Origin of the sequence: Tomitella gaofuii (assembly GCF_014126825.1) — a bacterium.
Taxonomy (GTDB): domain Bacteria; phylum Actinomycetota; class Actinomycetes; order Mycobacteriales; family Mycobacteriaceae; genus Tomitella; species Tomitella gaofuii.
The window spans coordinates 3250906-3275310 of record NZ_CP059900.1; the positions used below are offsets into that span (position 1 = coordinate 3250906).

Here is a 24405-nt window from a genome sequence, read left to right on the forward strand (position 1 = left end):
AGGTGGTCACGTGGCGGATGCAGCCGCGCTGGCGCGTGATTACCTCGACGTCGGTCTGGCTCGTCTGCAGGAGCAGGCGGCCGCGTGGGATGAGCGCGAGCAGTATCACCGGGGTGAGCAGCGACTGCCGTATGCGCCGCCGGGCGTCTCCGATGAGTACTTGGAGCTGCGCGAGCAGTCGTTGGCGAACTTCCTCGGCCTGGCGATGGCCGCGCCGGTGCAGCGGATGCGCGCGGAGGGGCTGCGCGACGGTACCGGGCAGATGGACAACGACACGTGGACGAACGTGTGGCAGCCGAACAAGCTGGACGACCGGCAGGCCATCGTCTACACGCAGATGCTGGTGCATGGCCGCGGGATCTGGTCGGTGTCGCGGAACCCGAAGCGGACGGATCGGCCGAAGGTGCGGGTCGAGTCGTCGCGGCGGGTGTGGATCGAGCCGAATCCGGAGGACCCGTTCGAGTCGCTGTTCGCGGTGAAGACGTTCACGGTCGACGATGCGCGGTCCCGGTCGCAGCTGTGGACGCCGGGCGGCCAGTCTGGGGCTCTGCATGTGGCGTACGTGTACACGGATACGTCGTGGTTCCGGTTCGAGCAGCGAGGCTCGGTCGCGGCCGGCGGGGCCGGGTGGGAGCCGAAGGGCTCCGGTGACCATGGGCTCGGCGAGGTGCCGTTCGTGCCGTCGGATGCGAACGTGGACGCCGATGGTGTGCCGCATTCGGCGATCGCCCCGCTGATCCCCCAGCAGGACGCGCTCAACACGATCCGGTTCAACACGCTGTTGGCGATGCAGTTCAGCGCGTATCGGCAGCGCGGCGTGTCCGGCTATGACCCGGTGGTGCGGGACGCGGCGGGGAACCCGGTGCCGAAGCGGGACAAGAACGGCGAGATCGTCCTGGACGACAACGGGCAGCCGGTGCCGGCTATCCGGCAGATGGGCCGCATCGGCGTGGACCGGCTGCTGGTGTTCCCCGGCTCGGATACGAAGATGTGGGACATTCCGGAGTCGAATCTGGCCAACTACATCTCCGTGTACTCGGACTTTCTGACGACGTTCTTCTCGACGGGCCAGGTGCCGCCGCAGTACATGCTCTCGCGCATGTCGAACCTGTCCGGCGATGCGTTGGCGGGCGCGGAGTCGACGCTGCAGGCGCTGGTGCGGGACTTGAAGGACGCGGCGGGCGAGGCGATCGAGACGGTGAACCGGCTGGCGAACCGGGCCCGCGGCCTGCAGGCGGAGGACTACTCGGCGGAGGTCGTGTGGGCAGACGCGGAGGCCCGTTCGTTCTCGCAGACGATCGACGCGATCACGAAGCTGATCTCGGTCGGCTTCCCGCGGCGGTCGGCGTTCGAGATGATCCCCGGGGCGACCCCTCCGAAGGTCGAGGGGTGGATGGAGCAGGCGCGCGAGGAGGCGCTTGATCCGATGCTGGAGCAGTTCACCCGCGAGCTCGACGCGCCGGCGGCGACGGGGGGGGTATGGACGCCGACGAGGTGAACAAGCGGTTTGATGCGGTCGGCAAGGGGGTGCGTGCCGGGGTGGACCCGGAGGACGCGGCCCGCCTCGCCGGGCTGCCGGACGTGGACTTCACCGGTGCGACGCCAGTGGCGCTGCGGCTGCCGGAGGAGCAGGCCCGCACGCTCGAGGACAAGTAGGTGGCGGCGCCGCCCGCGGCGGCTGTGTTCCATGCGCAGCGGCGCCGGGTGTTGATGGCGGCGCTGGGCGCGGCCGCCCACATGTGGGGGAAGACGGCGCCGGCTGATTTCGATGGCTGGTTCGACCGGAACGTCGACGAGCTGGTGGACGTGACGGCCAAGGCGCAGGAGCGCGCGGCGGAGCCTGGCGGCGCATACGTGGCGGAGGCGCTGCGGGAGCAGGGCACGCCGGTGGCGGCGGAGGCGGCGGTGCGGCCGCAGGCGCTGGCCGGGGTCGCATCGGACGGTCGGCCGTTGGATTCGCTGCTGTACGGGTCGGTGATCCGCGCCAAGGCGGCGATGAAGGGCACCGACGGGTCTGTGGCGGCGCAGAACCTTGCCTGGCAGGCGGGCCGGGACGCGCTGCTGCTGCGGGTGCAGACGCAGGTGTCGGATGCGTCGCGGGTGTCGACGGGGTTGTCGACGTTCGTGCGGCCGCAGGTCGGGTTTGTGCGGATGCTCGTCGGCAAGTCGTGTAGCCGGTGTGCGGTGCTCGCCGGCCGGAAGTATCGGACTCCCGCGTTCCAGCGGCATCCGGGCTGCGACTGCCAGATGATCCCCGAGCTGGATGCGGCCGACGATCTGACGACTGACCCGAAGATGTACTTCGATTCGCTGGGCGCCGAGGAACAGGACCGGATCTTCACGAAGGCCGGGGCGCAGGCGATCCGCGACGGGGCCGACCCGTCGCAGGTGGTCAACGCGCGCCGCGGTATGACGACGGCGTCGTCGGGGCGGATGGTCAAGGCGCAGATCTACGGCCAGCACATCGCGGCGACGACGGAGGGCATGACCCGGCGTGGCTTGGCGCACAAGGCGGTGCGCCGCCGGCATGGCGCGTTCGAGGAGATCCGCCCGGCGGGCGCCCGGTACACGATGGCGAAGATCCCGCGGCCGATGCCGGAGGCGATCTACGAGATCGCGGCGGACCGCGCGGAGGCGCTCCGGCTGCTGCGGATTTACGGCTACATCGACCCGTAGCCGGTTCGAGTCTTCCCGCTGAGATGGCGGGTTGCGCTGCGAGATGCGGCGTTTCTCCGAGATGGAGGCATGAATGTACAAGCTCAAGCCCTGGCTCCGATTCATTGCTGCACCCGAGGATGGTTCCGGTGGTGCCGCCCCGGATGGCGGTGGTGGCGGCGCCGGGGAGGGTGGCGGCGAGTCCGGCGGCGAGTCGGGCGGCCACGGCGATCGCGGTACGGGTGAGACGCCCGGAAGCGAGTCGGACGACAAGAACGACTCGTTCAAGTCGGAGCAGTCGAAGAACGCCGTCCTCACGGAGCTGTATGCGGAGCGTGACGCCCGCAAAGCTCTCGAGGCGAAGGTTCGCGCGTTCGAGGACCGTGACCTGACTGATCAGCAGAAGGCGCAGCGAGACGCTGACGCCAACAAGTCCCGCCTCGCCGAGGTGGAGCGGGACCTGTCTGCGGAGCGGCTGCGCGCGGACCGGCTCGAGGCGGCGCTCGCCGAGGGTCTGCCGGCGTCGTGGGCGCCGCGGTTGCAGGGCAAGACGCTCGAGGAGCTGCAGGCGGACGCGAAGTCGGTTGCCGCGGATCTGGGCTCTCGGGATACCCGGGAGACGCCGGGGGCCGGGGCGGCCGGCGGCACGGGCCTTGAGCCGACGACGCCGGGGCTCGGCAGTCTGCGCGCCGGCTACGCCACCACCAAGTAGTCCACGTACTCCCGCGGGTGATCCTGCGGGTCACCCGAAAGGAGGCCAGCGATGGCCATCACTCTGACCGAGGCCGCGAAGCTGTCGACGACCCATCTGCAGCGCGGCGTGCAGGAGACGTTCGTGCTGGCGTCGCCGGTACTCGACCGGATCCCGCTGATGACGATCCAGGGCAACGCGTACGCGTACAACAAGGAGAAGACGCTGCCGGGCGTCGAGTTCCGCAACGTCAACGAGGCGTATTCCGAGTCGACCGGCACCGTGTCGCAGCACTCCGAGTCCCTCGTCATCCTCGGTGGCGACGCGGACGTCGACCGGTTCATCGTGCAGACCCGCGGGGATCTGAACGATCAGCGCGCGGTGCAGACGTCGATGAAGACCAAGTCGGCCGCGTACAAGTTCCAGGACACCTTCTTCAACGGCGACGTCTCCCAGACGGGGACCAACGCGGAGAAGGGGTTCGACGGGCTCAAGGTGCGTCTGACCGGCGACCAGGTGATCGACGCGGGCACCAACGGCGCGAAGATCAACGCCGACGATGCGACCCGGCAGGACTTCTTCGACCTGCTCGAGGGTCTGATCGCGCAGGTGCCGGGGCTGACCGGCGGCAACGGTGCGATCTACGCGAACCGTTCGGTGCTGGCGAAGATCAAGTCGGCGGGCCGGCGGATCGGCGGCACCGAGATGGTGCGCGAGGACATGACCGGCAAGCGGGTGCTGATGTGGAACGGCATCCCGATCCTCGACCCCGGCGATACCGCGGACGGCACGCAGATCCTGCCGCAGACCGAGACGATGGGCACCGCCGAGGACACGTCCTCGATCTACGCGGTGCGGTTCGGGCAGGACGAGGGTGACCAGGCGGTCACCGGGCTGACGAACGGCGGCGTTCAGGTGTACGACCTGGGCGAGCTGCAGGAGAAGCCGGCCTACCGGACCCGCATCGAGTTCTATTGCGGCGTGGCGATCTTCGGCGGCAAGGCTGCGGCCCGGCTGCGCGGCGTGCAGGCGGCGTGACCATGGCCGAGGACAACGCGCAGGACGCTGCTGCCGCGGCCGAGGAGTCGGCGACGTCCGCCTCGGCCGCGGTGGAGGCGGCGGAGGCCGTGGCGGGCAAGCCCGCTGCGAAGAAGTCGACGCCGCGGAAGAAGAAGGCGCGTGTGGAAACGTACGTGACCACGCACGCCGATGGAACCCGGGTGCAGGTGACGCGAAACATCGACACGGGCGAGCGCGAGGCGAAGATCCTGTGACCGCCCCGGCCCCGCTGTTCGCGATCGAGGACGTCGAGAAGCAGCTCGGCGAGACGTTCGCCAGTGTCGAGCGCACGCAGGTCGAGTGGTTCATCACCCGCGCGACCGCGGAGATGCGCCGCGTGATTCCCCTGATCGACGACCGTGTCGCGACGGGAGAGCTCGACCCGGTCCTGGTGACCGGCGTCGGAATCGACGTGGTCTCCGGTGCGCTCGACGCGGTGCGGCGGGGCCGGGGTGTCCGTTCGGTGCAGTACCCGGAGTTCTCGACCGAGTACTTCAAGGCGGCCGCCGATGAGCTGATCGCGCTGTCGCCGTGGCAGATCGACCAGCTGTCCCCTGTGGTTGCGGAGCCGGGCGCGTTCAACCTGTCTCTGTCGGGCGGCGAGTAGCCGTGCGGTTCCCGGAGTCGTGGACGCTGTTGCGGGCCACTCCCCCGTCGCAGGATCCGGCGACGGGTGCGCGGATTCCGAATGAGGACGAGCGGTTCCCGTGGACGGGTCTGCTGCAGCAGCGGCAGCTCACCGGGTCGCCGGTCGGGGCTGACGAGTTCGAGCCGGGCCATTCGGCGTCCGGGTATCTGCTCATGCTCGACCCCGGGCTGGTGCCGTTCCCGCGGGATGAGGACCGGTTCGCCGGTCCGGGTGGGGTGGTCGTCACCGTGCAGGGCCCGCCGCGGCTGCGCAAGCCGGTCGGCAGCGGCCGGCCTGCCTACATCGCCGCGATCGTGCGGCATGCCCACGACGTCAAGGAGGCGTGATGGCGAAGAAGAAGCATGATCCGATCGTCGAGTACCGCACCGAGGACGGGAAGAAGGCGTTCACGGCGCGGGGCTCGGCCGACCACATCAAGAACCGTGACCGTGAGGTCAAGGCGCGGCCGGCCCGTGCCCCGCGGCCGGTCGAGCGCCCGGTGGCCGACGTGCACGTCGACGACGAGAAGCCGGGCGGGTAGATGTCGGCGCGGGTGACCGTGTTCCCGAAGAAGGCGAAGGCGCAGGCCCGGGAGACCACGGCGAACAAGCGCACCACCATCGCCCGCATGGCGGCCGCGCGGGCCCGTGCGGCGGCGCCGGTGCTCACCGGCGCCTATCGGGGCGGGGTGACGGTGCGCACGGCCGGTGATCGGGTGTTCCTTGAGGACACCGACGACACCGCGTTCTACAAGGAGTACGGCACGTCGGACACCCCGGCGCACGCGGCGCTCACGGACGCGGCCCGCGCCTACGGCAAGTATTCGGGGTTCCAGCCGCGATGAGCGTTGCCCCGTACCCGTATCCGGCCGCGGCGTTGCGGCAGTTCCTGCGCGGCCAGCCCGAGGTGCTCGAGCTGGTGCCGGAGGAGTCGATCACCACTGGTGCTCTGCCGGAGCTGATCACGGGCCCGTTCCTGCTGATCGCGGTCGTCGGCAACGTCGGCGAGGACCCGCTGCTGCGCCGGCCGATGGTGCAGGTGACTCCGTGGGTTCCGAAGTCGGAGGTGCTGCAGGCGGCGGATCCGGCGATGCGGATCAGCCCGGACGAGCTCGCCTGGAACATCGGCACGATCGTCGGCCAGCTGGTCGGCCGGGCCCGCAACATCTCGTGGCGCGGCGCCGCCTGGTCGGCCCGGTGGGTCGACGGGCCGGTGATGTTGTTCGACGACAAGCGCAGCGTCGATAACCGGCTCGTCTACGCGCCGGTGCGTTTCGAGTGCAAGCAGCGCGCCCCGCGCTGACGCCCCTACTGCCGCTGTGCGGCTCCTGATTGTTCCGCCCACGGGTGTGCGCGCCTGTCCACCCGTGGGCGGGGCTTCCCTGACCTACCGAGGAGGTACCCCATGAGCACTTATGCAGATCCCGAGAAGGCGTACGTCTGGCTCGACGGCGACGTGGCCCGCGCCCCCGCGGGCACCAAGCTGCCGGACGACCCGTTCGCGCTGCCCCCGGTCACGGGCGTGGACCCGGACACCGTCACGTGGGACATGTTCGGCGGCGTCGAGGCCGGGTTCGAGCTGACCCCGAACCGTGACGTGACCACGCTGCCGGTGTGGAACCGGCGCCGCGCCCCGTACAAGGTCGTCAAGTCGCCGCTCGAGGAGCGGATCAAGCTGCGCGCGGTCGACTACTCGAAGGCGACTGTGATGACGGCGCTGCAGGGCGGGTCGATCACCGAGCTCGGTTCCGGGTCGGGCCCGTACAAGTGGGAGCCCGGCGAGGATGAGGACTTCGCCGTGCTGTTCCTGCTGCGCGACGGCGGAGACACCGCGGGCTTCTACAGCCCGAAGGTGACGCTGACGACTCCGCCGCCGCGGGTGTTCGGCGGGGAGAACCTGGACGGCTTCGAGTTCGAGCTGCTCGCTCTCGACCCGTTCGTGCCGGTGACCAGCTGGAACCCGCTGGCGACGACCCCGTAAGGAGATGGATTGATGACAGGCGCACAGAAGACGGCGGCCGCGAAGAAGGCGGCGCCGAAGGTGGCAGCGAAGAAGGCCGCCGCCCCGAAGGTCCAGCCGGCGCCGAAGGTGGCCCGGCTGGACCTGACGGACGCTCTCGCTTTGGGCGGTAAGCCGCCGGTACCGGTCACGTTTCAGGGTGTCGACGCCGAGGTGCGCCGCGAGTACACGGGCGCGGAGGTCGTCGACTTCTACGAGGCGTTGCAGGACTCCCGGATCGGCGACGTGATCAAGATGATCGTCGGCGCGGATACGGCGGACGCGTTGTGGGAGAAGGTTGCGGCGCTTCCGCCTGGCCCGGCGACGGTGGTGGTGAACCGGCTGGTCAACCTCTCGGAGCTGGCCGAGGGGGAAGTAGTCGCGCCCTTGCCTGCCTTGCTGGGGATGGATGGGGCGCAGCCGTCGCAGGATTCCGCCGGCACTACGGGCTGAGCCTGCGCGACGCCTTGCGCGAGCTGCCGTGGACGGACACGGCGGCGATGCTGCTCGCCTCGGCCGAGTGGTCGACGCAGCAGGCGCGGGACTCCGAGAACGTGGCGATGCTCGTCGACCGGGACGACTTCTGGCTGACGTCGGAGTACCGGTCGTGGATCACTGACCCGGACGACCCGGAGGTCAAGCGGCAACGGGCGTTGCGCAAGAGGGACGGGCGCAAGCCCCCGGACCAGCCGCCGCTACGCCCGGTCGCTTTGCGGCCCGCGGAGTTGGACGACAAGCGGCGCGACGAGTACAAGGCGCGGGCCGAGCCGCCGGCGCCTGCCCGGCAAGACACGACCGAGATGACCGCGCGCGGGTTCGCGGCGCTGCTGAACATGTAGAGGAGGTGACTGATGGCCGGGGGCCGGATTGACATCGAAGTCGACATCGACGCGGGTAGCGTGCCGGGCAAGCTCGAGAAGGGTCTCGCCCCGGCCACCGGTGTAGCGGCGAAGTGGGCGAAGCGCACCGGCCTCGCCGTCGCCGCCGGCGTCGGCTTGGCGGTCGGCAAGACGGTCGCCGATGGGTTCCGGTCGGCGATCTCGGCGGAGAACACCGAGGCGTCGCTCAAGGGGCTGTACGGGTCCGCCGAGGACGCGGCGGACATGATGCGCCGCATCGGCGTCGTGTCGAAGTCGTCGCCGATCGACACGTCGACCTACGAGGATGCGGCGACGTCGCTCGCCTATCTGGGCGTGAAGGGCCAGGACGCGCAGGACATCATGCGCAACGTCGGCCTGGCGATCACCGCGGCCGGCGGGTCGTCGGAGCAGATGGACCGGGCGACGCTGGCGTTGACGAACATGGTCAACGAGGGTCGGGTCACCCGTGAGACGCTCAACCAGTTGTCCGGGGCCGGGGTGCCGGTGTTCACGGCGCTCGCGGACTCGATCGGAGTCAGCACCGAAGAGCTGTCCAAGCTGATCCACGACGGCAAGATCGAGCTGCCGCAGGTGCTCTCCGTGCTGCAGAACGGCACGGGTGAGCTGTTCCAGCAGATGATCGACGGCGGCAAGGCCGCGGAGAAGACGTTCGGCAATTCGTTCAAGGCCGCCAAGAACGCGGTGACCGACGCCGTCGGCAACGCGATGATCCCCGCCCTGAACTCGCTGACCCCGGTGATCCAGTCCATCGGCGCCGAAGCTCCCGCGGTGATCGCGACGGTCGGCACGACGCTCGAGGATCTCGGCGTGAAGGCGTCGGCGGCGTTCGCCCGGTTCCGGGAGTCGGACCTGGCGCACGACGCGGTGCAGCGGCTCGGCGGCGTCGTGTCGTCCCTGGCGGACACGGCCCGCGATGTGGGGCCCGCGGTCGCGTCGATCGTGCGGTCCCTCGCTGAGGCGGCGGCGGCGACGGGCGTGTCCACCTGGCAGGTGTTCATCGCCCTGCTCGAGACCGGGGCGCAGATCCTCGACGTGACGCTGGTGCCGGCGCTCAAGACGCTCGCGTCGTTGATGGAGTCGAACCAGACGCTGGTGAAAGGCCTGGCGATCGCGTTCCTCGCCTTTCGGACCGTGCCGGGCCTGTTCTCGCGGATCACCCGGGCGGTCGCCCCGGCGCGTACCGCGTTGCAGGGGTTCGGCGGTCAGATGCGCTTGCAGCAAGCGCTTGCGGCGGGGACCGGGCAGTCGATCGGCCGGGTCAGCGCGGCGATGGCCACTGTGGAGACTCGGCTGCCGGCGGTCGGCCGGATGACCGCCGCCTACCGTGGCGCTGCTGATGGGGCTGCACGGTTCGGTCGCAGCGCGGGTGTCGCCGCTGCGGGCGTATCGGCGCTGTCGTCGGCGGGGGCTGGGATCCGCCGCGGGTTCACCGCGGTCACCGGGGCGCTCGGCGGGCCTGTGGGAATCGGCTTGATCGCGGTCGCGGGGGCGGCGATGTCGGTTGCCTCGACCACGGCGACGCTCAAGAACGCCTCCGACGCCTACGAGAAGTCGGCGCGCAACGTCGCCGAAGCGCAGCATGCGGTGGCGGAGGCGTTCATCGAGTCGAACGGCGCGATGGACGACGCCGTGAAGTCGACGCTGGCGCAGCGGCTGAGCGCCGAACTGGACGGCCTCAAGTCGCAGGCATCCCAGACGGTCAGCCTGATGGATGGTGTCGGCGCGCAGATCAAGGACAAGCTCAGCTTCTGGACGCCGTTCACGCGGAACACCGACAACCAGGAGCAGCTCAACGAGATCAAGGATCGGGCTTCGGCGGCGAAGCAGGCGAAGGATGCCTTCGATTCGCTGAACATGTCGTCCGAGCAGATGCAGGACGCCTTGTACGGCTCTGACGCGGCGTTCAACGATATGTACGCGTCGCTGGCGAAGTACGGCGAGGGTGCGGGCACGGCGGCGGGGATCGCGCAGAAGCTGCGTAACGAGTTCATCAAGCAGCGTGAGGTGGCCAAGCAGCTCGGCCCCGGCGCGCACGAGATCGCGGAGGGCTTCAAGGTCCTCGGTGACGAGGCGGCGACCGCGGACGAGAAGGCGTCGGCGCTTAAGGCGACGCTCGCCGCGCTGGCGGGTGAGGCGCCGTCGCTGTTCGAGGCGGAGTCGAAGGTCGCGCAGGTCCACGAGGACGTCGCGCAGGCGGCCGAGCGGGCGATCGACGCGTCGAAGGGGTTCGGCGACGAGCTGGTCGACCAGTCCGGCCGGCTCAAGGGCACCACCGAGAACGGCCAGGCGTACGGGGACGCGATCCTCAAGGCGCGGGACAGCCTCGCCGACTTCGTCGCGGCGGGCGGCAACTTGGACGAGAAGCTGCCCGCGCTGATGGACGACTTCTACACGTGGGGCGCCCAGCTCGGATTGACGCGTGAGCAGGTCGACGCTGTCACCGCGTCGATGGGGCTGGTGCCGGACACGCTGCGCATCGCTGCAGAGGTGATCGGCGGCGGCGGGGTGCAGGCGGAGCTCGCGAACATCGCGACCCGGCTGGCGGCGCTCAAGCCGGGCGAACCGAAGATCATCAGGGTCGAGTCGCTGACCGACGCTGCCAAGACCGCCATTGAGGGTGTCGGCGCCACGGTGCGCAGGCTTCCGAACGGCCTCGTTGAGGTCCGGGCGGACACGCCGGAGGCTGAGGCGAAGCTGCGCACCCTGATCAGGGTCATCTCATTGATCCCTCCGGGGAAGACGATCGACACGTCGGCGCCGGGCGCGCAGGGCGTGATCGACGCATTCGAGGTCCTCGGCATCAAGGTGCACCAGGATAACGAGAAGCGGATCGTCGTCACCGACACGAGCAAAGCGGTGATGGATGCCCTCGACGCACTGAACGTCAAGACGACCACCCTTGAAGACGGAACGGTGGTCATCACCGACAACGTCGAGGACGTCAAGCGGGACATCAACACCCTCAACGGGATTCACACCACGTCGACGCACACGGTGTCGATCACCGAGCAGCTGCTCAACCCGGTGTCGAACGGGACGTGGTCGAACCTGCCCATGGCAGACGGCGGCGTGCTGCCGGACCAGGCGACGATCGCGCCGGGCCGCGGGCGTGGACTGATCCAGTGGGCGGAAGGTGAGACCGGCGGCGAGGCGTTCATTCCGCTCGCCGAGTCGAAGCGGGGCCGGTCGACTGCGATCCTCGCGGACGTCGCCGACCGATTCGGCTATGGCCTGGAGAAGTACGCGGCCGGCGGCATGCGCGGCGCGGTGGAGCGCACGGTGGCGTTCCTGCGTGGCGAGTCGGGCAAGCCGTACCAGTACGCCGGCATGGGAAACCCGTCGTGGGATTGCTCGTCCTACTCGTCGGCCGGTTACGCCTCACTCAAGGGCCTGGATCCGTATCAGCGGTGGTACACGACCGAGTCGGACTTCTATGCGCTCGGGTTCCGGCGGGGCCTGGACCCGTCGGGGCGGGGCATGGACATCGGCGTCTACAACGGTGGCGGCGGCATGTACTCGCACATGTCCTCGGCGTTGCAGGGTGTGCCGTTCGAGTCCGGCGGCAACGGCGTCATCTACGGGCCGGGCGCCACTCCCCCGTCGGATGGCCAGTTCCCGAACAAGTACCACCTGCCGGAGGGCGCGTTCGTGCCGCCGCCGTCGCCGGACGACGCCGCGGCCACCACCTCCACATCCGCTGCGCCGTCGACGGGTGAGCCGAAGACGCCGGCGCCGCCCGCGCCGGAGCTCGCGGGACGGCTGTCGGATGAGCAGATCGAGGCGCAGTCGCTCGAGCTCGCGGTCGCTGAGGCGCGGCGCCGCCGCGACGAGGCGTACGCGGACGCGGCGTCGACTCCGGAGGATCTGCTGCGCGCGGACCTGGCGTTGCAGCGGGCGCTCAATGCGCTTGAGGCGTCTAAGAAGGCCGACGACGCCTCGTCGAAGGGCGCGGAGGCCCCGTCGCTGGGTGGCCGGAAGGCGGCGTCGGTGCCGGAGTTGTTCGGCAATGCCGCCTCGGCCGCCGTGTCCGGGCAGATGAGCTCGCTGCTCAAGGAGCTGGGCGTGCCGAACGGCGGGTCTGGTGGCCTCGTCGGCGCGCTGATCTCGAATGCGGATGCGCTCGATGAGGCGTCGCGGAAGATCGCGCCCGCGTTCTCGCAGCAGGAGATCGCGAAGCAGGGGCCGGTGACGCCGGGGTCCCCGGGGTGGATCGAGGAGCTGATGAAGACGATCGACCTGCCGATGGTGCTGCGTGACTCGGGCGGCCCGCTGCCGCACGGGGTGGCGGCGCTGAACCTGTCCGGGGATACCGAGTGGGTGCAGACGGCTGATCAGAAGCGGGACCAGGATGCCGAGCTGGCGGCGCTGCGCGCGGGCAGTGGGGTGTCGTCGCGGGAGTTGGGTGAGATGGTGCGGTCGTTGCGTGAGCTGGTCGAGAATCCGCCGTCGCAGACGACGGTCAACGCGCCCGGCGGCGACGCGGATGCGATCGTGCGCAGGATCGAGCACGGCCAGCACATGGCGATGCTGTCGCGGCCGGGCGGGAGGATCCTGTGATTCTGCCGGAGTCGACGCTCGTCGAGATCGTCTCGGACCACGACCGGGTGACGATCAGCGGGCCGGGGCAGCAGGACGAGGGCATCGAGCTGCTGTCGAAGGTGAAGGGGCTCTATGACGCGCCGGTGAAGACGGTGTACACGTCGGCGGCCGCGCAGATCGGCGCCACGTACAAGGGCAAGACGATCGACGCTCGGCTGCTCACGTTCGCTGTCGCCTTGTCCCGCACGCGGGATGCGTCGATCGGCGAGGTGGAGGCCCGGTGGCGGGCGATGTGGGAGTACGGGCCGGACGAGTGGGACCCGGATGGCCGGCTGACGCGCATGGAGGTCACTACCGAAACGTCGGGGCTGCGGTGGATCGAGTTGGCGCTCGAGTCGTCGGTGGACTTGGAGCTCGAGTACGACCCGGCGACGGAGCCGACGATCCAGATGCCGATGTCGACGATCGGGCCGAAGCCCATGTGGGTGTCCGAGCCGGAGATGACGTGGTTCGAGACGTCCGCCTCGTCCGGCGCGGGCGAGATCGTGGCGTCGAATCCGACCGACCAGGTGATGGATCAGACGTGGAAGCTCACCCGCGGCATATGGACGATTCCGGACCCGTCGTGGACGGGGCCCAGGCGGGAGCGGGCGCCGGGCGGCAAGTACCCGGACCGGTCGATCACGCTGCGCCCGGTCACCGCGGAGCACGGCACCGTCGAGGTCACCCGTGACGGGGAGCGGCCGATGTTCCTCGACGCGGGGCGCACGAACGTGACCGGGCAGGTCGGCGGCGGCTACTTCCTGATGCACTCGATTCCCCCGCACACCCCGGAGACGCGACTGCCGATCAGCGTGACCGGCGCGCCGGCCGGGGGCGCGCGGGCGGAGCTGCACCAGCCGCGCTTGTGGTCGCGGATGCAGGGAGGTGAGTGAGGTGACGGCGCCGGTGCTCGACTTCACCGCCCCCCTGGCGGACCAGTTGGCCGAGGGGTCGCGGCTGATCGACCAGTTTCAGCGTGAGCTGGACCAGGCGCGGCTCGACGAGCCGCTGATCCGCGCGTGGAACGGCGTCCCGGAGCTGCAGCACATCATCCGCTACGACGATTCGGTCGACCTGTCGGAGATCGAGAACGACGTCGCGGGCGGCAAGATCGTTGTCGACGGGGACCATCCCGCGGCGTCGTGGCTGTGGAAGATCAAGAACCGGCTCGACGCGGGCGAGACGATCGACATCTTCATCACCGTCGACTACGTCGGTCTGCGCCCGTCGTATCGGGTGAACGACGTCGTCATGGACGTCGACGACTTGGGGAACGTGAAGATCACGGTCCTCCTCGAGCACGACTACGGCCAGCTCACCTCGCGCACCCTGTGGCCCACGCCGACGACGCCGGCGGGGTTTCAGCCGTTCAAGATCTGGCTGCTCGGCGGGCCGGCACATTGGGCGGCGGCGACGTCGCTGTGGATCAACCTGGCACGGGCGCACGGCTATCCGAACATCGGGTGGACGTCGGATCCGGTGTCGATCACCGACGCCGACTACCGGAACTGGCCGATCGTGATCAAGCCGTTCTCCTACAAGGAGGCGGAGGCACTCGGCGTGACCGACGGGCTCGTCGACTCCCGGATGAAGAACTGGCACGAAGCGTGCGCGGCGATGCTCAACGACGCGAACGTAACCACGGTGCTGCGCCGGTACTTGCCCGGGGATGAGCTGCCGTGGCCGGGGGCGAAGGTGTCTTACGGCACGCTGGTCGTGGCGTTCGAGTACCAGGGCGACATGGCCGACGACGTCACCGGCGGGCTCGCCGAGGGCATCGGCCAGCTGATCCGGATCTTCCTGAACTCAGTGGTCGAGGGGTTCGGCGGGAACAGTCCGCTGCCGGTGGAGACCGGCGAGGAGCTGCTCACCGGCCAGCCGGTGCCGCCCGCCTATCAGGAGCCGGGGAAGATCGGTTCAGTCCCGACCCGGCCGTACGTGTTCTTCCCGGCGGGGTCGCCGGGCATCCAGAAGTTCAAGGCGCAGGTCACGCTCGCGAGAGGCCGAAGATTCACGGCCGGAGGGCACTCGATGCCGGGGGTGGTTTCGCCCCCCTCCTGAAGCACGGAGGGGGGCGGAACCATCTGGACAAGCGAATGAATTGATAAGTGCCGCGGTGCAGGCGATCGGCGATGCTCTGGCCGCGATTCCCCTGGCCCCGATCCCCCCGCTCGGCGGCGTCGCCGATGCGCTGCTGAAGCCGTTCTACGAGGACACGATCGCCGCGTTCATGACGGTGTACCTGCTGCACCGGGCGGCGGGAACGTCGTGGCTCGGACCGTATGAGGAGTTCATCCCGGGCGCGGACCAGGCGTACACGCTGTCGGCGACGATGGTGCTGCGCACGGCGATCCGTGCGACGGACACCAAGTTCTCGGCGTCGATGGAGATCGTCGACGGCCTGCCGTGGCGCGTGGGCGGCGAGGGGCTCGGCGACATGCGGCTCGGCACGCGGATTCTGATGCAGGCGCCGGTCGCGTGGGATGACCGGATCTACTCGCAGCGGATCACGAAGCTGCAGCTGGTCCGGGACCGGGATACCAAGCCGACGTTCAAGGCGGTGGTCGGCGACATTGGTCCGGCCGAGGACGGGTTCACCAAGCAGATGCAAGCGATCGGCCGGCTGGTGTCGGCCGTGTCGCAGTTGGGAGTGTTCTAGTGGCCGTCGAGGACGAACGGATCCCCACCCGGGACACGTGTGATCTGTCGGACCCGGAGGAGATGTTCCTGTGGTGCTTCGTCGGCATGGCGCACGTGGTCGGCGCGATGCTCGCGTTCCCGCTCAAGTGGTGGCGGAAGGTGTCGGCCCACTTGGTGAAGTGCGGGGCGATGCTCAAGTGTCCGCAGTGCGGGTACGAAAAGCCGCCGGAGGTGCGGTTCCAGCTGCCGGTCGGTGACGCGATGCTCGGCGCGGCGGGCCGGTGGCTGCCGGCCGACGAGCCGGACGCCCCGGCCGATCCGCTCGGCGCCGAGCTGGCGAAGGTGGCGCCGGACGTGCTGCGCGAGACGGTGCGCCGGGTGCAGGCCGAGCATCCCGAATGGTTCGACGAGGAGGGCCAGTGATGGCGGTCAAGCTGTGGCCGATGGCGCGCGGCACGTTCTGGCTCTCGTCGGGGTTCGGCCCGCGGTGGGGTGTGACGCACCGCGGGCTCGACCTGGCGACGAACGGCGGCGTGTTCGGCACGCCGATCTACGCGGCCGCCGACGGCCTGGTGGTCCGGTCGGGGCCGGCGTCGGGGTTCGGGCATTGGATCGTCGTCGACCACCAAACCACGCTCGGCGTCGACACGGTGTACGGGCACATGTACGCGAAGGATCTGCTCGTCCGGGAGGGTGCGTGGGTGCGCGCGGGGCAGCACATCGCGAACGTCGGCTCGGATGGCGAGTCGTCGGGGCCGCACTTGCACTTCGAGGTGTGGGGTCCGCCGGGCCGGTTCGGCGGATCGTTCATCGACCCGGAGGTGTGGCTCGAGGACGCCGCGTATCCGGGCGAGCAGGAGGAGGTGTCGGGGATGGGCCCAGCGGTGCTCTCGGCGGCGATGGGAGGCAGCCTGTCGACATCCCGGTACGCCGAGCTGCTGCCGGGGTTCGTCGCGGCGATGCGCGCGGCCGAGATCAACACGGTGGACCGGGCGGCGATGTGGTGCGCGCAGATCGGGCACGAGTCGGCTGGGCTGCGGTACATGGAGGAGATCGCGTCCGGCGCGGCGTACGAGTACCGCACGGACCTCGGAAACACGTTCGCCGGGGATGGTGTGCGGTTCAAGGGGTCTGGGCCGATCCAGTTGACCGGCCGGCACAACTTCACCTTGTTCTCTCGGTGGTGCGCGGCCCGCGGCTACACGTCAGATCCGGGCGTGGTCGTGAACAACCCGGACATGGTGCGCGACGACCCGCGGTTCGGGTTCCTCGCCGCCTCCTGGTACTGGACGGTGGCCCGGCCGCAGATCAATGCGATGGCCGACCGGCGTGACCTCGAAGGGGTAACGCGCGCGATCAACGGAGGCTTGAACGGGCTGGCCGACCGGCGGGCCCGATACCAGCGGTGCCTCGTGATGGGCGAGTCTCTGCTACCGCAGGACGAGGAGGAGATCAGTATGTCCGCGAAGGACGACATCATCGGCTTCATCAAGGGGTACGTGGGCCCGGTGATCAGCGACGTCAAGGACGTTCGCGAGCAGCTCACAGGCGGGCGCGACTGGGGCGAGTTCCCGGGGTGGCCGCAGCTCGGGCAGAACGACGACGGCGCGAACATGACCGTCGTCGACTCGCTGGCCGATACCCGACGGCGGGTGATCGCCCTCGAGGAGAAGTTCGCTGCCGCGGCCGAGGCCGCAGGCTCACTTCCCGGAGTGCCTGACGAGGACGCCCCGGCGTAGCTCACCGAGACCGAGTCCCCTGCCCCCGCAGTGTCGGGGGCTTTCGCATATCTGGAGGTAGTCATGCTCGACACGATTCGCCAGCCCTGGTTCCTGCGCCGCGCGCTGTATCTGCTCGTCGGCGTGGCCGCGCTGATCGCCGGCGTGGTCGGCGTCGCCTCGCCGGGCCAGACTGCGGGGTGGGTGGACCAGGCAGGCCCGTGGATCACGACGGTCGTGACCTGGTTGGCTGCGTCGAAGGCGAACGCGGGGTCTGACCGGCACGTCGAGCGCCGCGGGGAGTAGCCGTGGTGGAGCTGGACGCGGCCGCGATCGCCACCCTGGGCGCGTCGGTGCTCGTGTTACTCGGGGTGATCGCGAAGTTGGGCGTGACGTCGCGGCACCGCGGTGCGGAGACGGAGCGGGCGAAAGCGGAGGCCGAGCACGCGCGGGCCGAGACGCTGAGCGCGTACGCGGCAGCGGGCGAGTCGACAGCGAACGCGGCCCATCAGATGACGGTCGCCGCGGCGGCGATGGTCGAGCCGCTGCGCACGGACCTGGCGGCGGCGCGGGCGGAGACGGCGGGGGTCAAGCAGCAGCTCGAGGACCACGTCACGTCGGACCGGGCGCAGAAGGCGGCGCGGGCGAAGGCGTATACGGCGCACGCGCAGTGGGATCAGCAGGTGACGGATCAGCTGCGGCAGGCCGGGATGGATGTTGCGGACCCGCCGCCGCTGCACGAGGAAGGCTGACTCATGACTACTCCGGGAGGTCAGTATCCGGAAGGCACTCATGGCTCGGATCTGTCGGGCCTGCGTGGGCTGTCAGAGTCCAAGTTTCGCGGCGACCTGGCCGGCCAAGTAGTCGGCACTGGTGGCGGGGGTGTCGGCTTCAACGGCATGTTCGGCGCGTTGGGGTCGCTGATCTTCAACACCGTCGACAACTCGTACATCGAGCAGCTGCCGATCATCAAAGAGCAGCAGAACTACATCACCGAGTTGCAGGAGGCTGTGGAGAAGCAGATTCTGCAGGGCCAGTCGGTCTACTATGACTCGAACAATACGCACCACATCAGCGATGGTGTGACGTCAATCGACTTCATCATCATCGGATCCGGTGGGGGCGGCGGTGGCGCAAAGTCGGCAGCATCGTTCTACGGCGGCGGTGGTGGGGGCGGCGGCGGGGAAGTGCACGTGAGCGTGCCCCGATCACTGCTGGGAAACAGAATCGAGATCAAGGTAGGCGCTGGGGGTTCTGGCGGCGGCCCCGGAAACGCTGGGTACGGCGGCACCGCGTCGAAGATCATCACCGAAGACGGCGAGGAACTGGCCGCTGGCGGGGGGATTGGCGGCGTCACGGGCAACACGAATGGCGCGCCGCGAGCTAACGGCGGCGCAGGCATGATCCCTGGTGGCCGCGGGGGAATATTTGAGGACCAGGCAGGCGGAAACTCCGTGTCCAACTACGACCTTCACGGCGGCGGCGGCGGTGGTGGGGGCGGCGCGGCGCTGTCGCAAAACGGAAAAAGTTCGGTCGGCGCGGGCGGAGGCGGAACTGGTGGCATTTTCGCCGGCGGTGCTCAAGGGCAGAACGGGAAGACTGCGCAAGGTCTCGCCCCCACCGGTGGGGGTGGCGGCGGTGGCGGTGGAACGAATAGCAATGGCGGGTCCGGCGGATTCCCGTCTGGCGGCGGCGGCGGGGGCGGCAGGCGAGGGTCGTTCCTTGGTACGGACGGGGCCGGCGGTAACGGCGGTAACGGTCGCGTGTATGTGATCGAGAGGATGGCGTGATGACCGCGCCCGGTCACCGCGAGTACTCGATCAACGTGCATGTGTTCATCGCGTCGGGCATCTGGCATAAGCCGCCGAACCTGGCGACGGTGTACGTGATCCTCCGGGGCGCCGGCGGCGGTGGCGGCGTTTCTTCCACGTCGGGAGGCGGAGGCGGTGGTGCTGCAGTCATCACAGAGAGGCTGCATGAGTCGCAGGTGGACGACACGGTCGCGGTCACGGTGGGCGCGTCATCGGCCGGCGAGGACGGGGGCGATTCGACGTTCGGCGACATCACCGCGCAAGGCGGCAAGGCTGGCGGCAGCAGTGGCCGGGCGATGGGGGGCGTTTCTCCGTGGCGCGGCGGCATGGGGGCCGAAGCGGGCAACAACGACGGCGAGTCGGTGTCGAACCTTCCGGTCGGAGCTCTCTCTGGCGGCGGTGGTGGTGCGAGCGGAAGCGGACACGGCGGGTTGTCCGGCCCGAACCTGCTGGTCGATGGCACCACGAGCGGAACCGCTGACCTGCTGTGGCCGGAGTGGTTGCAGTCCGGAAATGGGGGCTCGCTGCACCAGGGGCAGGGAAATACTTACCCGGCCGGGGGCGGCGGGTCACAGCAGGCCGGGGCGGCCGGGATGGTCACCGTGATGGAGACGCTCGTGCATGAGATACCAGGAGGACCATGAGATGAACACGGCAAAGCTGATGCTCGACGAGATCGGCGGGTTTGCCGGTCCGGCGCGCTGCTATGAGATGTTTCCGCCGTTGGCGGGACAGCGGTTCGTGACGGTGTTCACGTCGGAGGCGTTCAAGAATCGGGAGACGGTGGTCGTCCCGTCGTATGGGCCGGATCGTGGCGGCGCGGCGAAGTCGATGCAGCGGCTGCCGGGCAGTGTGAGCGGCTTCGCGCAGCACGAGTACGCCCTGTTCGTCGCCGGATACGCACTAGAGGAGGGCTGATGACTGACATCACCGGGACCCTGCAAGACGTGTCCGGCGAACCCGCCAACGGCACGATCAGCGTCCGCGCGGTCGCACCCCGCACGGGCGACAACCCGACCGAGATCGTAACCGAAGCGTGGCGCGACTTCCACATCACCGCAGGCGCATTCGCCATGACCGGATTGGACCCCGGCCCAGCAGAGGTTCGGATCCGCACGTGGCGGTGGCGGCAAACGTGGAAGATCGAAATCCCCGACAGTGCCACCCCGGTCACCCTGTGGCCGCTGGTCGACGCCGGCGTGCCCGCCCCGTCGCCGAACTCGGGGTTCGTCCGGTCGAACGAGATCACTCACCAGACGGTCCTCACGCAGTCGCAGTATGCGGCTCTGCCCACCCCGGACCCGTCGACCCTGTACATCATCACTGAGAGCGCATAGGAGAACTGACATGGCTGTGACCGCAAAGCTGTATGGCAAGGTGTTCGAGTCGCTGGGCAAGGGTGCCGTCGATTTGACGACGGGTACGACGAACCTGAAGGTCATGCTGCTGACCAGTTCGTACACGCCGAATCAGGATACGCACCAGTACCTGTCGGATGTGAACTCCAACGAAACGTCGGGCACGGGGTACACGTCGGGAGGGCAGGCACTCCAGTCCGTGGCCGTCACCTACAACGCTGGCAACAACGCGTTCATCCTGGACGCGGCGAACACGTCGTGGGCGAACAGCACGATCAGCGCGGCGTACGCGGTGGTGTACGACGACAGTGCGGCGACCGCCTCGGCGAAGACGCTGGTCGGATACGTCGACTTGGACGGCACCAAGTCGTCGACGGCGGCGACGTTCCAGCTCGAATGGGATGCGTCGGGCATCGTGAAGATCGCCGCAGCGTAGGGGGTTCCGGTGGCGGAATATTGGCGGGACACATCCATCGTCGGGGCCTACGCGGGCACTGACGCGGTGGTGCAGATGGCACTCGGTGCGCATGTCGTGTGGGATGGTACGCGGCCGGTCCTGGTGACGGTGCGTGCCGCGTCGGCGTCGGCGGGCATACCCGCGCCTGTGGTGCACGCGGGCCAGACGGTCGGCGTGGGCGCGGCTACGGCCGTGTCGGAGATGTCGCCGCCTGCCGTGTGCACCGGCGTCACGATCATGCCCCCGCCGATGTCCGCCGCCGGAACCCTGACTTCTCCGATGGTGGTGTCGGAGAATCTGATCGACGTCCCGCCAATGTCCGCGACTGGGAGCATGTGGCCTGCGCTCGGCTTCGAGGTGCAGGGTGTGTCGATCATCGTGCCCTGGCAGTCGGGTACGGCGGCGTTCATGCCTCCGGCTGTTACGGCGGCGGTCATTATCGGCGTGCCTCGGATGGATGCGTTCGGCGACATGGAGTCCCCGTCGTACGGGTCGCACTACACGGGGGCGATGGTGCCGATGACCGCGACCGGCAGCGTCTGGCCCGCCGTTGTGCACGCGGGCCAGACGCTCACGCCAGACAAAGTCCCCGGGAACACCTTCGGCGGGGTCATGTTCGGCGGCGGCTGGATCGAGCTCACGTCGTCGACCCCGAATGGCAACCCGGTCTTCCATCCCGCCCCTACGGTGCACGCGGGCGTCACCATTGGCGTGCCCACGATGACCGCGACTGGCAGCATGTGGCCCGCAGAGTTCACCGTCTTCTCTCCGATCAGCATCCTCAAAGACGGCAACCAGACATTGGCGTCGCAGTCCGTGTGGGAAACGATCCACCCGTGGACGAGCGAGACCGGCTACAAAACAGCACCGTTCAACGGCGATGGTGTGGATGTGCCGTCCGGAACCTACCGGATCGTCGCCCAGCTCCAAGGCAGCAACATCAGCTCCTACCGGGCTGGTATGCGCATCCTCTGCGACCAGAACGCGATAGAAACACTCGACGTTAGCGGCGGCGCCCCGTACCGCAACGTCGAAGGCGTCTACACCCTGCCGGGCGGCGTCGTGACGATGGAGGGCTTGTCGGGACGCGGAAGCTACTCGGATCGTGGCGTGATCGCCGCTGGAACGTGGATGCGCATCATGGACGCCGCCAAGGTCCAGTCGATCCACCTGGCAAGCACGTTCACCACCTCGGGGCTGGGTGATTGGAACACCCTCACCGGATGGGCTGCCGACACCGGCGACTATCCCAACACTGACCTGTCCGGCGATGGTCTCACGGTCACGCCCGGAACCTACAGGCTCGTTGCACAAGCCGAAATAAGCGGCATCGGTTCCTACTCCGCCGGGCTTCGCCTCCGCCTCGACGGCGATACCCTAGTGGAGGTCGACTATGCCGGGGGAGGTCCCTACCGCACCATCAGCGAGATAGTCACCATCACCACAGACGGGACGCTGACAGCCCAGGTCGAAGTCGGACGGTCCTCCGCATCCGACCGGCAGGTCTACGCCGACACCACCTGGATCATCATCGAACCCGTCTAACGGGTGAGTTTCTCGCGGATCGTGAGTGCCGCCACCTTCGCGATCACGGCACTGTTCCAAGCCCGAGCGAAGGCGCGTTGCGGCCAGGTGCGGCGGAGGGCACGTTCAAGGGCCGATTCAAGGCGCGCATCGTTCACCGGGCCCTCGCGTAGACCGGCGAGGTTCTCCTGAACAAAAACCTCCCGCGTCTTGTTCATCGGTATGCGGTCAAGCGCCTTAACAAGGTCAATCTCTGGCAGAGCAGCACACTCCGCACCCGCGACGTACACGTTGATTGCGGTGCGCACGCACTTATCGCACTCGCCGCAATTGCGGACGTCGTTACGATTCCAATAGCACACGCGAAGATGCGTCATGGCGGCGTCGCTATTCTTCACCATGCGAGCTTTGTCCACGCGGGTCGCATCGACACCACTCTGCAGGATTCGCACGCGGCTACTCGACCACAACGGGTCCAAGTCCGGGTGGCTGCCGTGAGGAACAAGATCAGGATGCGAACCATCGGCGGCAGGATTCTTATCGCAGTCTGAGGCGGGAACGTACATCGTGTGCACGTGCTCGGAGAGCAGCTCGGCGACGTGGACCATTGCTGCGCCATGCGCTTTGCCCCAGCCGCCGGTCTCCTTGTCGAGAACCCGAATGTTGCTGCGCAGCTCGATGAGCGTCTTGCCCATCTCCGCGGCGGCTTTCCGGAGACGGTCGACAGTCGTCTCGTAGTACTCCTCGTTGTTGAGGAAGATGTCGAAGCCGTGCACGAACACCAGGTGCGTGATCTCCGGCTGGTGCCGCACGGCGGTGTAGAACGAGTCGAGCCCGCCGGAGAAGAAACTCCCGACTCCGCGTTCGTGGCTCGCGGGGACGTCGGGCGTGGCCGTCGCATCGACCGGAACTTCGTGCATCGTCTCGGGCCACCAGGACGCCATGAGCCGTTGTGCTTTCGCCGCCCCCGCACGGGCTACGTCGTCCACGGTGCTGTGGATATACAGCTCGTGGTTGCCGTGCATCGCGGCGATGGTGGCCGGAGCGAGCCAGGACGTGCCGGACGAGCGCAGCGGAACGTTCGCGGACGTGGTGATGGTGTAGGTCTTGTCGTCGAACCGGAAGTCCGCAATTGCCTCATTGTGTCCGCAGGGGCGGGGTTCAACGTTAAGCATAGGGATTGAATATACACATGCGTCAAACGTGCTGCTGGCACCGGCAGTGCCGGCCGACCGGCCCCGCGCCCGGGAGTCCTGTAGCCCCTCGTGCCCGGGGCCGCGTCGTGCGCGCGCAGCGGCAGCGGGTGTTGCATCGGGCGCAATATGAAGCCTCGGGTTGCCGTATTCCTACCGCTGATGAAACGCGGTCGGGGTAGAGTGCGCGCTGGTCGCAGCTCAGAGGGGCGGCGGCCACCCCGGCCCCGTGTGTGGACGACGCGCGGGGCCGGCCGCTCACTCGGCCCACGTGATGGTGCGGGGATAGTCGGCGAGGTCGAGGGCAACCGCGGTGAGGCCGACGGCGGCGCAGTCCATCTTCCACGACCACAACTGTTCGCCGGGGTGGTCGCGCAGCCAGGCTTCGTTGGAAGGCCAGCGGACGAGACGAACGGTTTCGGTCTCCCCGAACTCGTCCTCCGGGTCTGGTAACGATTCAAGGACTTCGCCGATCCGGTCGGTGACGGCGGCCCACCGGTCCTGCATGGCGGCCATCGCGTCGGCGGGGGGCGGCCACGTCTCGTCGGGGGATTCCCAGCGGCGGACGGTGCGCCCGGCGACGCCGCATAGCTCGCCCGCGTCGTCGTGGGTGAGGCCCAGGGTTTCCCGCATGGTGCGGAAGAGGGCGGAATCGTCCATTCTGTCGTCTCCTGCTGTTAGTGTCTGTGGCGTGTTCCCCCTCGCGGGGGATGATCCGGTTTTGCCCATCCAGGCGGCGTCGGATTGCGAGTGTTCCCCGCTCCGGCGGGGCGGGCCCCGGCTCCCCTCGTGGGGGCCGGGGCCCTTTCGTTGTCACGTCAGGCTGAGGTCGTCCGGCCCGGCCCACCCGTCGCCGACGATGGTGAGCGCGTCCACGATCCGGTCGACGGCCTCTTGCTCGCCGGGGGTCTCCATGGCCTCGCGCTGGTCGGCCCAGTAGGCGACGTCATCGGCGTCGATGTCGCCGTCGATGCCGTGCAGCGCAGCGACGGCCGTGCCGTAGAGGCGGGCCTGTGAGCCTGCGATGGACAGGGAACGGGCGTGGTGCACGGTCTCGGTTCCCCCGGCGTCGAGGGTCTCGCGGATCTTGCGGGCGGCGGTGTCGCGGATGAGTTCGGCTTGTTGCTGCTGCCAGGTGAGGCGGCGGACGGCGGTGGTGCGGGTGATGGTCATGCAAGTCTCCTGCGGATGAAGGGATGGCGCCCCCCGGC

31 protein-coding genes are annotated in these 24405 nt (G+C 68.8%); 28 read left to right on the top strand and 3 right to left on the bottom strand.

Going from position 1 to position 24405, the window contains the following annotated elements; genetic code table 11:
• The first annotated feature begins 10 nt into the window (after nt 1-10).
• The 28 genes from H4F70_RS15115 to H4F70_RS15255 all read left to right on the top strand — a co-directional run bounded on the left by H4F70_RS15115 (nt 11) and on the right by H4F70_RS15255 (nt 22022).
• Complete coding sequence (locus H4F70_RS15115; RefSeq protein ID WP_182357768.1) at nt 11-1498, top strand: phage portal protein; 1488 nt, start codon at nt 11-13, stop codon at nt 1496-1498.
• Nucleotides 1480-1656 carry a hypothetical protein gene (locus H4F70_RS15120; protein ID WP_182357769.1) on the top strand — a complete coding sequence of 59 codons (177 nt, stop codon included), beginning with the start codon at nt 1480-1482 and terminating at the stop codon, nt 1654-1656. The genes H4F70_RS15115 and H4F70_RS15120 overlap by 19 nt, the downstream gene beginning before the upstream one ends.
• Entirely contained in the window at nt 1657-2676 is a 1020-nt protein-coding gene (locus H4F70_RS15125; protein WP_182357770.1) for a hypothetical protein, read from the top strand.
• Nucleotides 2677-2749: 73 nt separating this feature from the next.
• Nucleotides 2750-3367, top strand: a complete 618-nt coding sequence (locus H4F70_RS15130) for a hypothetical protein (RefSeq protein ID WP_182357771.1) — start codon at nt 2750-2752, stop codon at nt 3365-3367.
• Nucleotides 3368-3418: 51 nt separating this feature from the next.
• Nucleotides 3419-4384, top strand: a complete 966-nt coding sequence (locus tag H4F70_RS15135) for a major capsid protein (protein WP_182357772.1) — start codon at nt 3419-3421, stop codon at nt 4382-4384.
• 2 nt (nt 4385-4386) lie between these two features.
• Nucleotides 4387-4620 carry a hypothetical protein gene (locus H4F70_RS15140; protein WP_182357773.1) on the top strand — a complete coding sequence of 78 codons (234 nt, stop codon included), beginning with the start codon at nt 4387-4389 and terminating at the stop codon, nt 4618-4620.
• Nucleotides 4617-5012 (top strand): hypothetical protein, encoded by a 396-nt coding sequence (locus H4F70_RS15145; protein ID WP_182357774.1) that lies wholly within the window; start codon nt 4617-4619, stop codon nt 5010-5012. Before H4F70_RS15140 ends, H4F70_RS15145 begins: the two co-directional genes overlap by 4 nt.
• Before the next feature lie 2 nt (nt 5013-5014).
• On the top strand, nt 5015-5380 hold the full coding sequence (locus H4F70_RS15150) for a hypothetical protein (protein WP_182357775.1): 366 nt from the start codon (nt 5015-5017) through the stop codon (nt 5378-5380).
• On the top strand, nt 5380-5574 hold the full coding sequence (locus H4F70_RS15155) for a hypothetical protein (protein ID WP_182357776.1): 195 nt from the start codon (nt 5380-5382) through the stop codon (nt 5572-5574). Before H4F70_RS15150 ends, H4F70_RS15155 begins: the two co-directional genes overlap by 1 nt.
• Complete coding sequence (locus H4F70_RS15160) at nt 5575-5877, top strand: HK97 gp10 family phage protein (protein WP_182357777.1); 303 nt, start codon at nt 5575-5577, stop codon at nt 5875-5877.
• On the top strand, nt 5874-6335 hold the full coding sequence (locus H4F70_RS15165; protein WP_182357778.1) for a hypothetical protein: 462 nt from the start codon (nt 5874-5876) through the stop codon (nt 6333-6335). Before H4F70_RS15160 ends, H4F70_RS15165 begins: the two co-directional genes overlap by 4 nt.
• A gap of 102 nt (nt 6336-6437) precedes the next feature.
• Nucleotides 6438-7013, top strand: coding sequence for a hypothetical protein (locus H4F70_RS15170; protein WP_182357779.1), 576 nt, complete (start codon nt 6438-6440; stop codon nt 7011-7013).
• Nucleotides 7014-7025: 12 nt separating this feature from the next.
• Nucleotides 7026-7484 carry a hypothetical protein gene (locus H4F70_RS15175; protein WP_182357780.1) on the top strand — a complete coding sequence of 153 codons (459 nt, stop codon included), beginning with the start codon at nt 7026-7028 and terminating at the stop codon, nt 7482-7484.
• A gap of 14 nt (nt 7485-7498) precedes the next feature.
• Nucleotides 7499-7870, top strand: coding sequence for a hypothetical protein (locus H4F70_RS15180; protein WP_182357781.1), 372 nt, complete (start codon nt 7499-7501; stop codon nt 7868-7870).
• 12 nt (nt 7871-7882) lie between these two features.
• The gene (locus H4F70_RS15185; protein ID WP_182357782.1) at nt 7883-12469 is read left to right on the top strand and encodes a tape measure protein; all 4587 of its coding nucleotides are present in this window, start codon (nt 7883-7885) and stop codon (nt 12467-12469) included.
• Nucleotides 12466-13386, top strand: coding sequence for a hypothetical protein (locus H4F70_RS15190; protein ID WP_182357783.1), 921 nt, complete (start codon nt 12466-12468; stop codon nt 13384-13386). Before H4F70_RS15185 ends, H4F70_RS15190 begins: the two co-directional genes overlap by 4 nt.
• Nucleotides 13379-14554, top strand: coding sequence for a Gp37-like protein (locus H4F70_RS15195; RefSeq protein WP_182357784.1), 1176 nt, complete (start codon nt 13379-13381; stop codon nt 14552-14554). The genes H4F70_RS15190 and H4F70_RS15195 overlap by 8 nt, the downstream gene beginning before the upstream one ends.
• 40 nt (nt 14555-14594) lie before the next feature.
• On the top strand, nt 14595-15152 hold the full coding sequence (locus tag H4F70_RS15200; protein ID WP_443735769.1) for a Gp37-like protein: 558 nt from the start codon (nt 14595-14597) through the stop codon (nt 15150-15152).
• A complete protein-coding gene (locus H4F70_RS15205) occupies nt 15152-15556 on the top strand; it encodes a phage gene 29 protein family protein (RefSeq protein WP_182357786.1) in 405 nt (134 codons plus the stop codon). The genes H4F70_RS15200 and H4F70_RS15205 overlap by 1 nt, the downstream gene beginning before the upstream one ends.
• Nucleotides 15556-16872 (top strand): peptidoglycan DD-metalloendopeptidase family protein, encoded by a 1317-nt coding sequence (locus H4F70_RS15215; protein ID WP_235681139.1) that lies wholly within the window; start codon nt 15556-15558, stop codon nt 16870-16872. The genes H4F70_RS15205 and H4F70_RS15215 overlap by 1 nt, the downstream gene beginning before the upstream one ends.
• Before the next feature lie 63 nt (nt 16873-16935).
• A complete protein-coding gene (locus H4F70_RS15220; RefSeq protein WP_182357787.1) occupies nt 16936-17157 on the top strand; it encodes a hypothetical protein in 222 nt (73 codons plus the stop codon).
• Between the two features lie 2 nt (nt 17158-17159).
• Nucleotides 17160-17603, top strand: coding sequence for a hypothetical protein (locus tag H4F70_RS15225; RefSeq protein ID WP_182357788.1), 444 nt, complete (start codon nt 17160-17162; stop codon nt 17601-17603).
• A gap of 3 nt (nt 17604-17606) precedes the next feature.
• The gene (locus H4F70_RS20860; RefSeq protein ID WP_182357789.1) at nt 17607-18641 is read left to right on the top strand and encodes a glycine-rich domain-containing protein; all 1035 of its coding nucleotides are present in this window, start codon (nt 17607-17609) and stop codon (nt 18639-18641) included.
• On the top strand, nt 18641-19306 hold the full coding sequence (locus H4F70_RS15235; protein ID WP_182357790.1) for a glycine-rich domain-containing protein: 666 nt from the start codon (nt 18641-18643) through the stop codon (nt 19304-19306). Before H4F70_RS20860 ends, H4F70_RS15235 begins: the two co-directional genes overlap by 1 nt.
• 1 nt (nt 19307) lies before the next feature.
• Nucleotides 19308-19580, top strand: coding sequence for a hypothetical protein (locus H4F70_RS15240; protein WP_182357791.1), 273 nt, complete (start codon nt 19308-19310; stop codon nt 19578-19580).
• Nucleotides 19580-19999, top strand: coding sequence for a phage upper tail fiber protein (locus H4F70_RS15245; RefSeq protein WP_182357792.1), 420 nt, complete (start codon nt 19580-19582; stop codon nt 19997-19999). Before H4F70_RS15240 ends, H4F70_RS15245 begins: the two co-directional genes overlap by 1 nt.
• Before the next feature lie 10 nt (nt 20000-20009).
• Nucleotides 20010-20456 (top strand): hypothetical protein, encoded by a 447-nt coding sequence (locus tag H4F70_RS15250; protein WP_182357793.1) that lies wholly within the window; start codon nt 20010-20012, stop codon nt 20454-20456.
• 9 nt (nt 20457-20465) lie between these two features.
• Nucleotides 20466-22022 (top strand): hypothetical protein, encoded by a 1557-nt coding sequence (locus tag H4F70_RS15255; RefSeq protein WP_182357794.1) that lies wholly within the window; start codon nt 20466-20468, stop codon nt 22020-22022.
• Here H4F70_RS15255 and H4F70_RS15260 read toward each other — a convergent pair.
• The 3 genes from H4F70_RS15260 to H4F70_RS15270 form a co-directional block, all read right to left on the bottom strand.
• Nucleotides 22019-23176, bottom strand: a complete 1158-nt coding sequence (locus H4F70_RS15260) for an adenine nucleotide alpha hydrolase family protein (protein WP_182357795.1) — start codon at nt 23174-23176, stop codon at nt 22019-22021. The genes H4F70_RS15255 and H4F70_RS15260 overlap by 4 nt on opposite strands.
• A gap of 276 nt (nt 23177-23452) precedes the next feature.
• Nucleotides 23453-23854 (bottom strand): helix-turn-helix transcriptional regulator, encoded by a 402-nt coding sequence (locus H4F70_RS15265; protein WP_182357796.1) that lies wholly within the window; start codon nt 23852-23854, stop codon nt 23453-23455.
• Nucleotides 23855-24007: 153 nt separating this feature from the next.
• Entirely contained in the window at nt 24008-24367 is a 360-nt protein-coding gene (locus tag H4F70_RS15270; protein ID WP_182357797.1) for a hypothetical protein, read from the bottom strand.
• Between the last annotated feature and the right edge of the window lie 38 nt (nt 24368-24405).

Coding starts and splice junctions, on each gene's coding strand:
- H4F70_RS20860 (WP_182357789.1), top strand. CDS start 17,607: ATGACTACTCCGGGAGGTCAGTATCCGGAAGGCACTCATGGCTCGGAT.
- H4F70_RS15175 (WP_182357780.1), top strand. CDS start 7,026: ATGACAGGCGCACAGAAGACGGCGGCCGCGAAGAAGGCGGCGCCGAAG.
- H4F70_RS15250 (WP_182357793.1), top strand. CDS start 20,010: ATGGCTGTGACCGCAAAGCTGTATGGCAAGGTGTTCGAGTCGCTGGGC.
- H4F70_RS15160 (WP_182357777.1), top strand. CDS start 5,575: ATGTCGGCGCGGGTGACCGTGTTCCCGAAGAAGGCGAAGGCGCAGGCC.
- H4F70_RS15170 (WP_182357779.1), top strand. CDS start 6,438: ATGAGCACTTATGCAGATCCCGAGAAGGCGTACGTCTGGCTCGACGGC.
- H4F70_RS15155 (WP_182357776.1), top strand. CDS start 5,380: ATGGCGAAGAAGAAGCATGATCCGATCGTCGAGTACCGCACCGAGGAC.
- H4F70_RS15270 (WP_182357797.1), bottom strand. CDS start 24,367: ATGACCATCACCCGCACCACCGCCGTCCGCCGCCTCACCTGGCAGCAG.
- H4F70_RS15130 (WP_182357771.1), top strand. CDS start 2,750: ATGTACAAGCTCAAGCCCTGGCTCCGATTCATTGCTGCACCCGAGGAT.
- H4F70_RS15240 (WP_182357791.1), top strand. CDS start 19,308: ATGAACACGGCAAAGCTGATGCTCGACGAGATCGGCGGGTTTGCCGGT.
- H4F70_RS15185 (WP_182357782.1), top strand. CDS start 7,883: ATGGCCGGGGGCCGGATTGACATCGAAGTCGACATCGACGCGGGTAGC.
- H4F70_RS15120 (WP_182357769.1), top strand. CDS start 1,480: ATGGACGCCGACGAGGTGAACAAGCGGTTTGATGCGGTCGGCAAGGGG.
- H4F70_RS15265 (WP_182357796.1), bottom strand. CDS start 23,854: ATGGACGATTCCGCCCTCTTCCGCACCATGCGGGAAACCCTGGGCCTC.
- H4F70_RS15260 (WP_182357795.1), bottom strand. CDS start 23,176: ATGCTTAACGTTGAACCCCGCCCCTGCGGACACAATGAGGCAATTGCG.
- H4F70_RS15135 (WP_182357772.1), top strand. CDS start 3,419: ATGGCCATCACTCTGACCGAGGCCGCGAAGCTGTCGACGACCCATCTG.
- H4F70_RS15140 (WP_182357773.1), top strand. CDS start 4,387: ATGGCCGAGGACAACGCGCAGGACGCTGCTGCCGCGGCCGAGGAGTCG.
- H4F70_RS15220 (WP_182357787.1), top strand. CDS start 16,936: ATGCTCGACACGATTCGCCAGCCCTGGTTCCTGCGCCGCGCGCTGTAT.
- H4F70_RS15235 (WP_182357790.1), top strand. CDS start 18,641: ATGACCGCGCCCGGTCACCGCGAGTACTCGATCAACGTGCATGTGTTC.
- H4F70_RS15165 (WP_182357778.1), top strand. CDS start 5,874: ATGAGCGTTGCCCCGTACCCGTATCCGGCCGCGGCGTTGCGGCAGTTC.
- H4F70_RS15215 (WP_235681139.1), top strand. CDS start 15,556: ATGGCGGTCAAGCTGTGGCCGATGGCGCGCGGCACGTTCTGGCTCTCG.
- H4F70_RS15245 (WP_182357792.1), top strand. CDS start 19,580: ATGACTGACATCACCGGGACCCTGCAAGACGTGTCCGGCGAACCCGCC.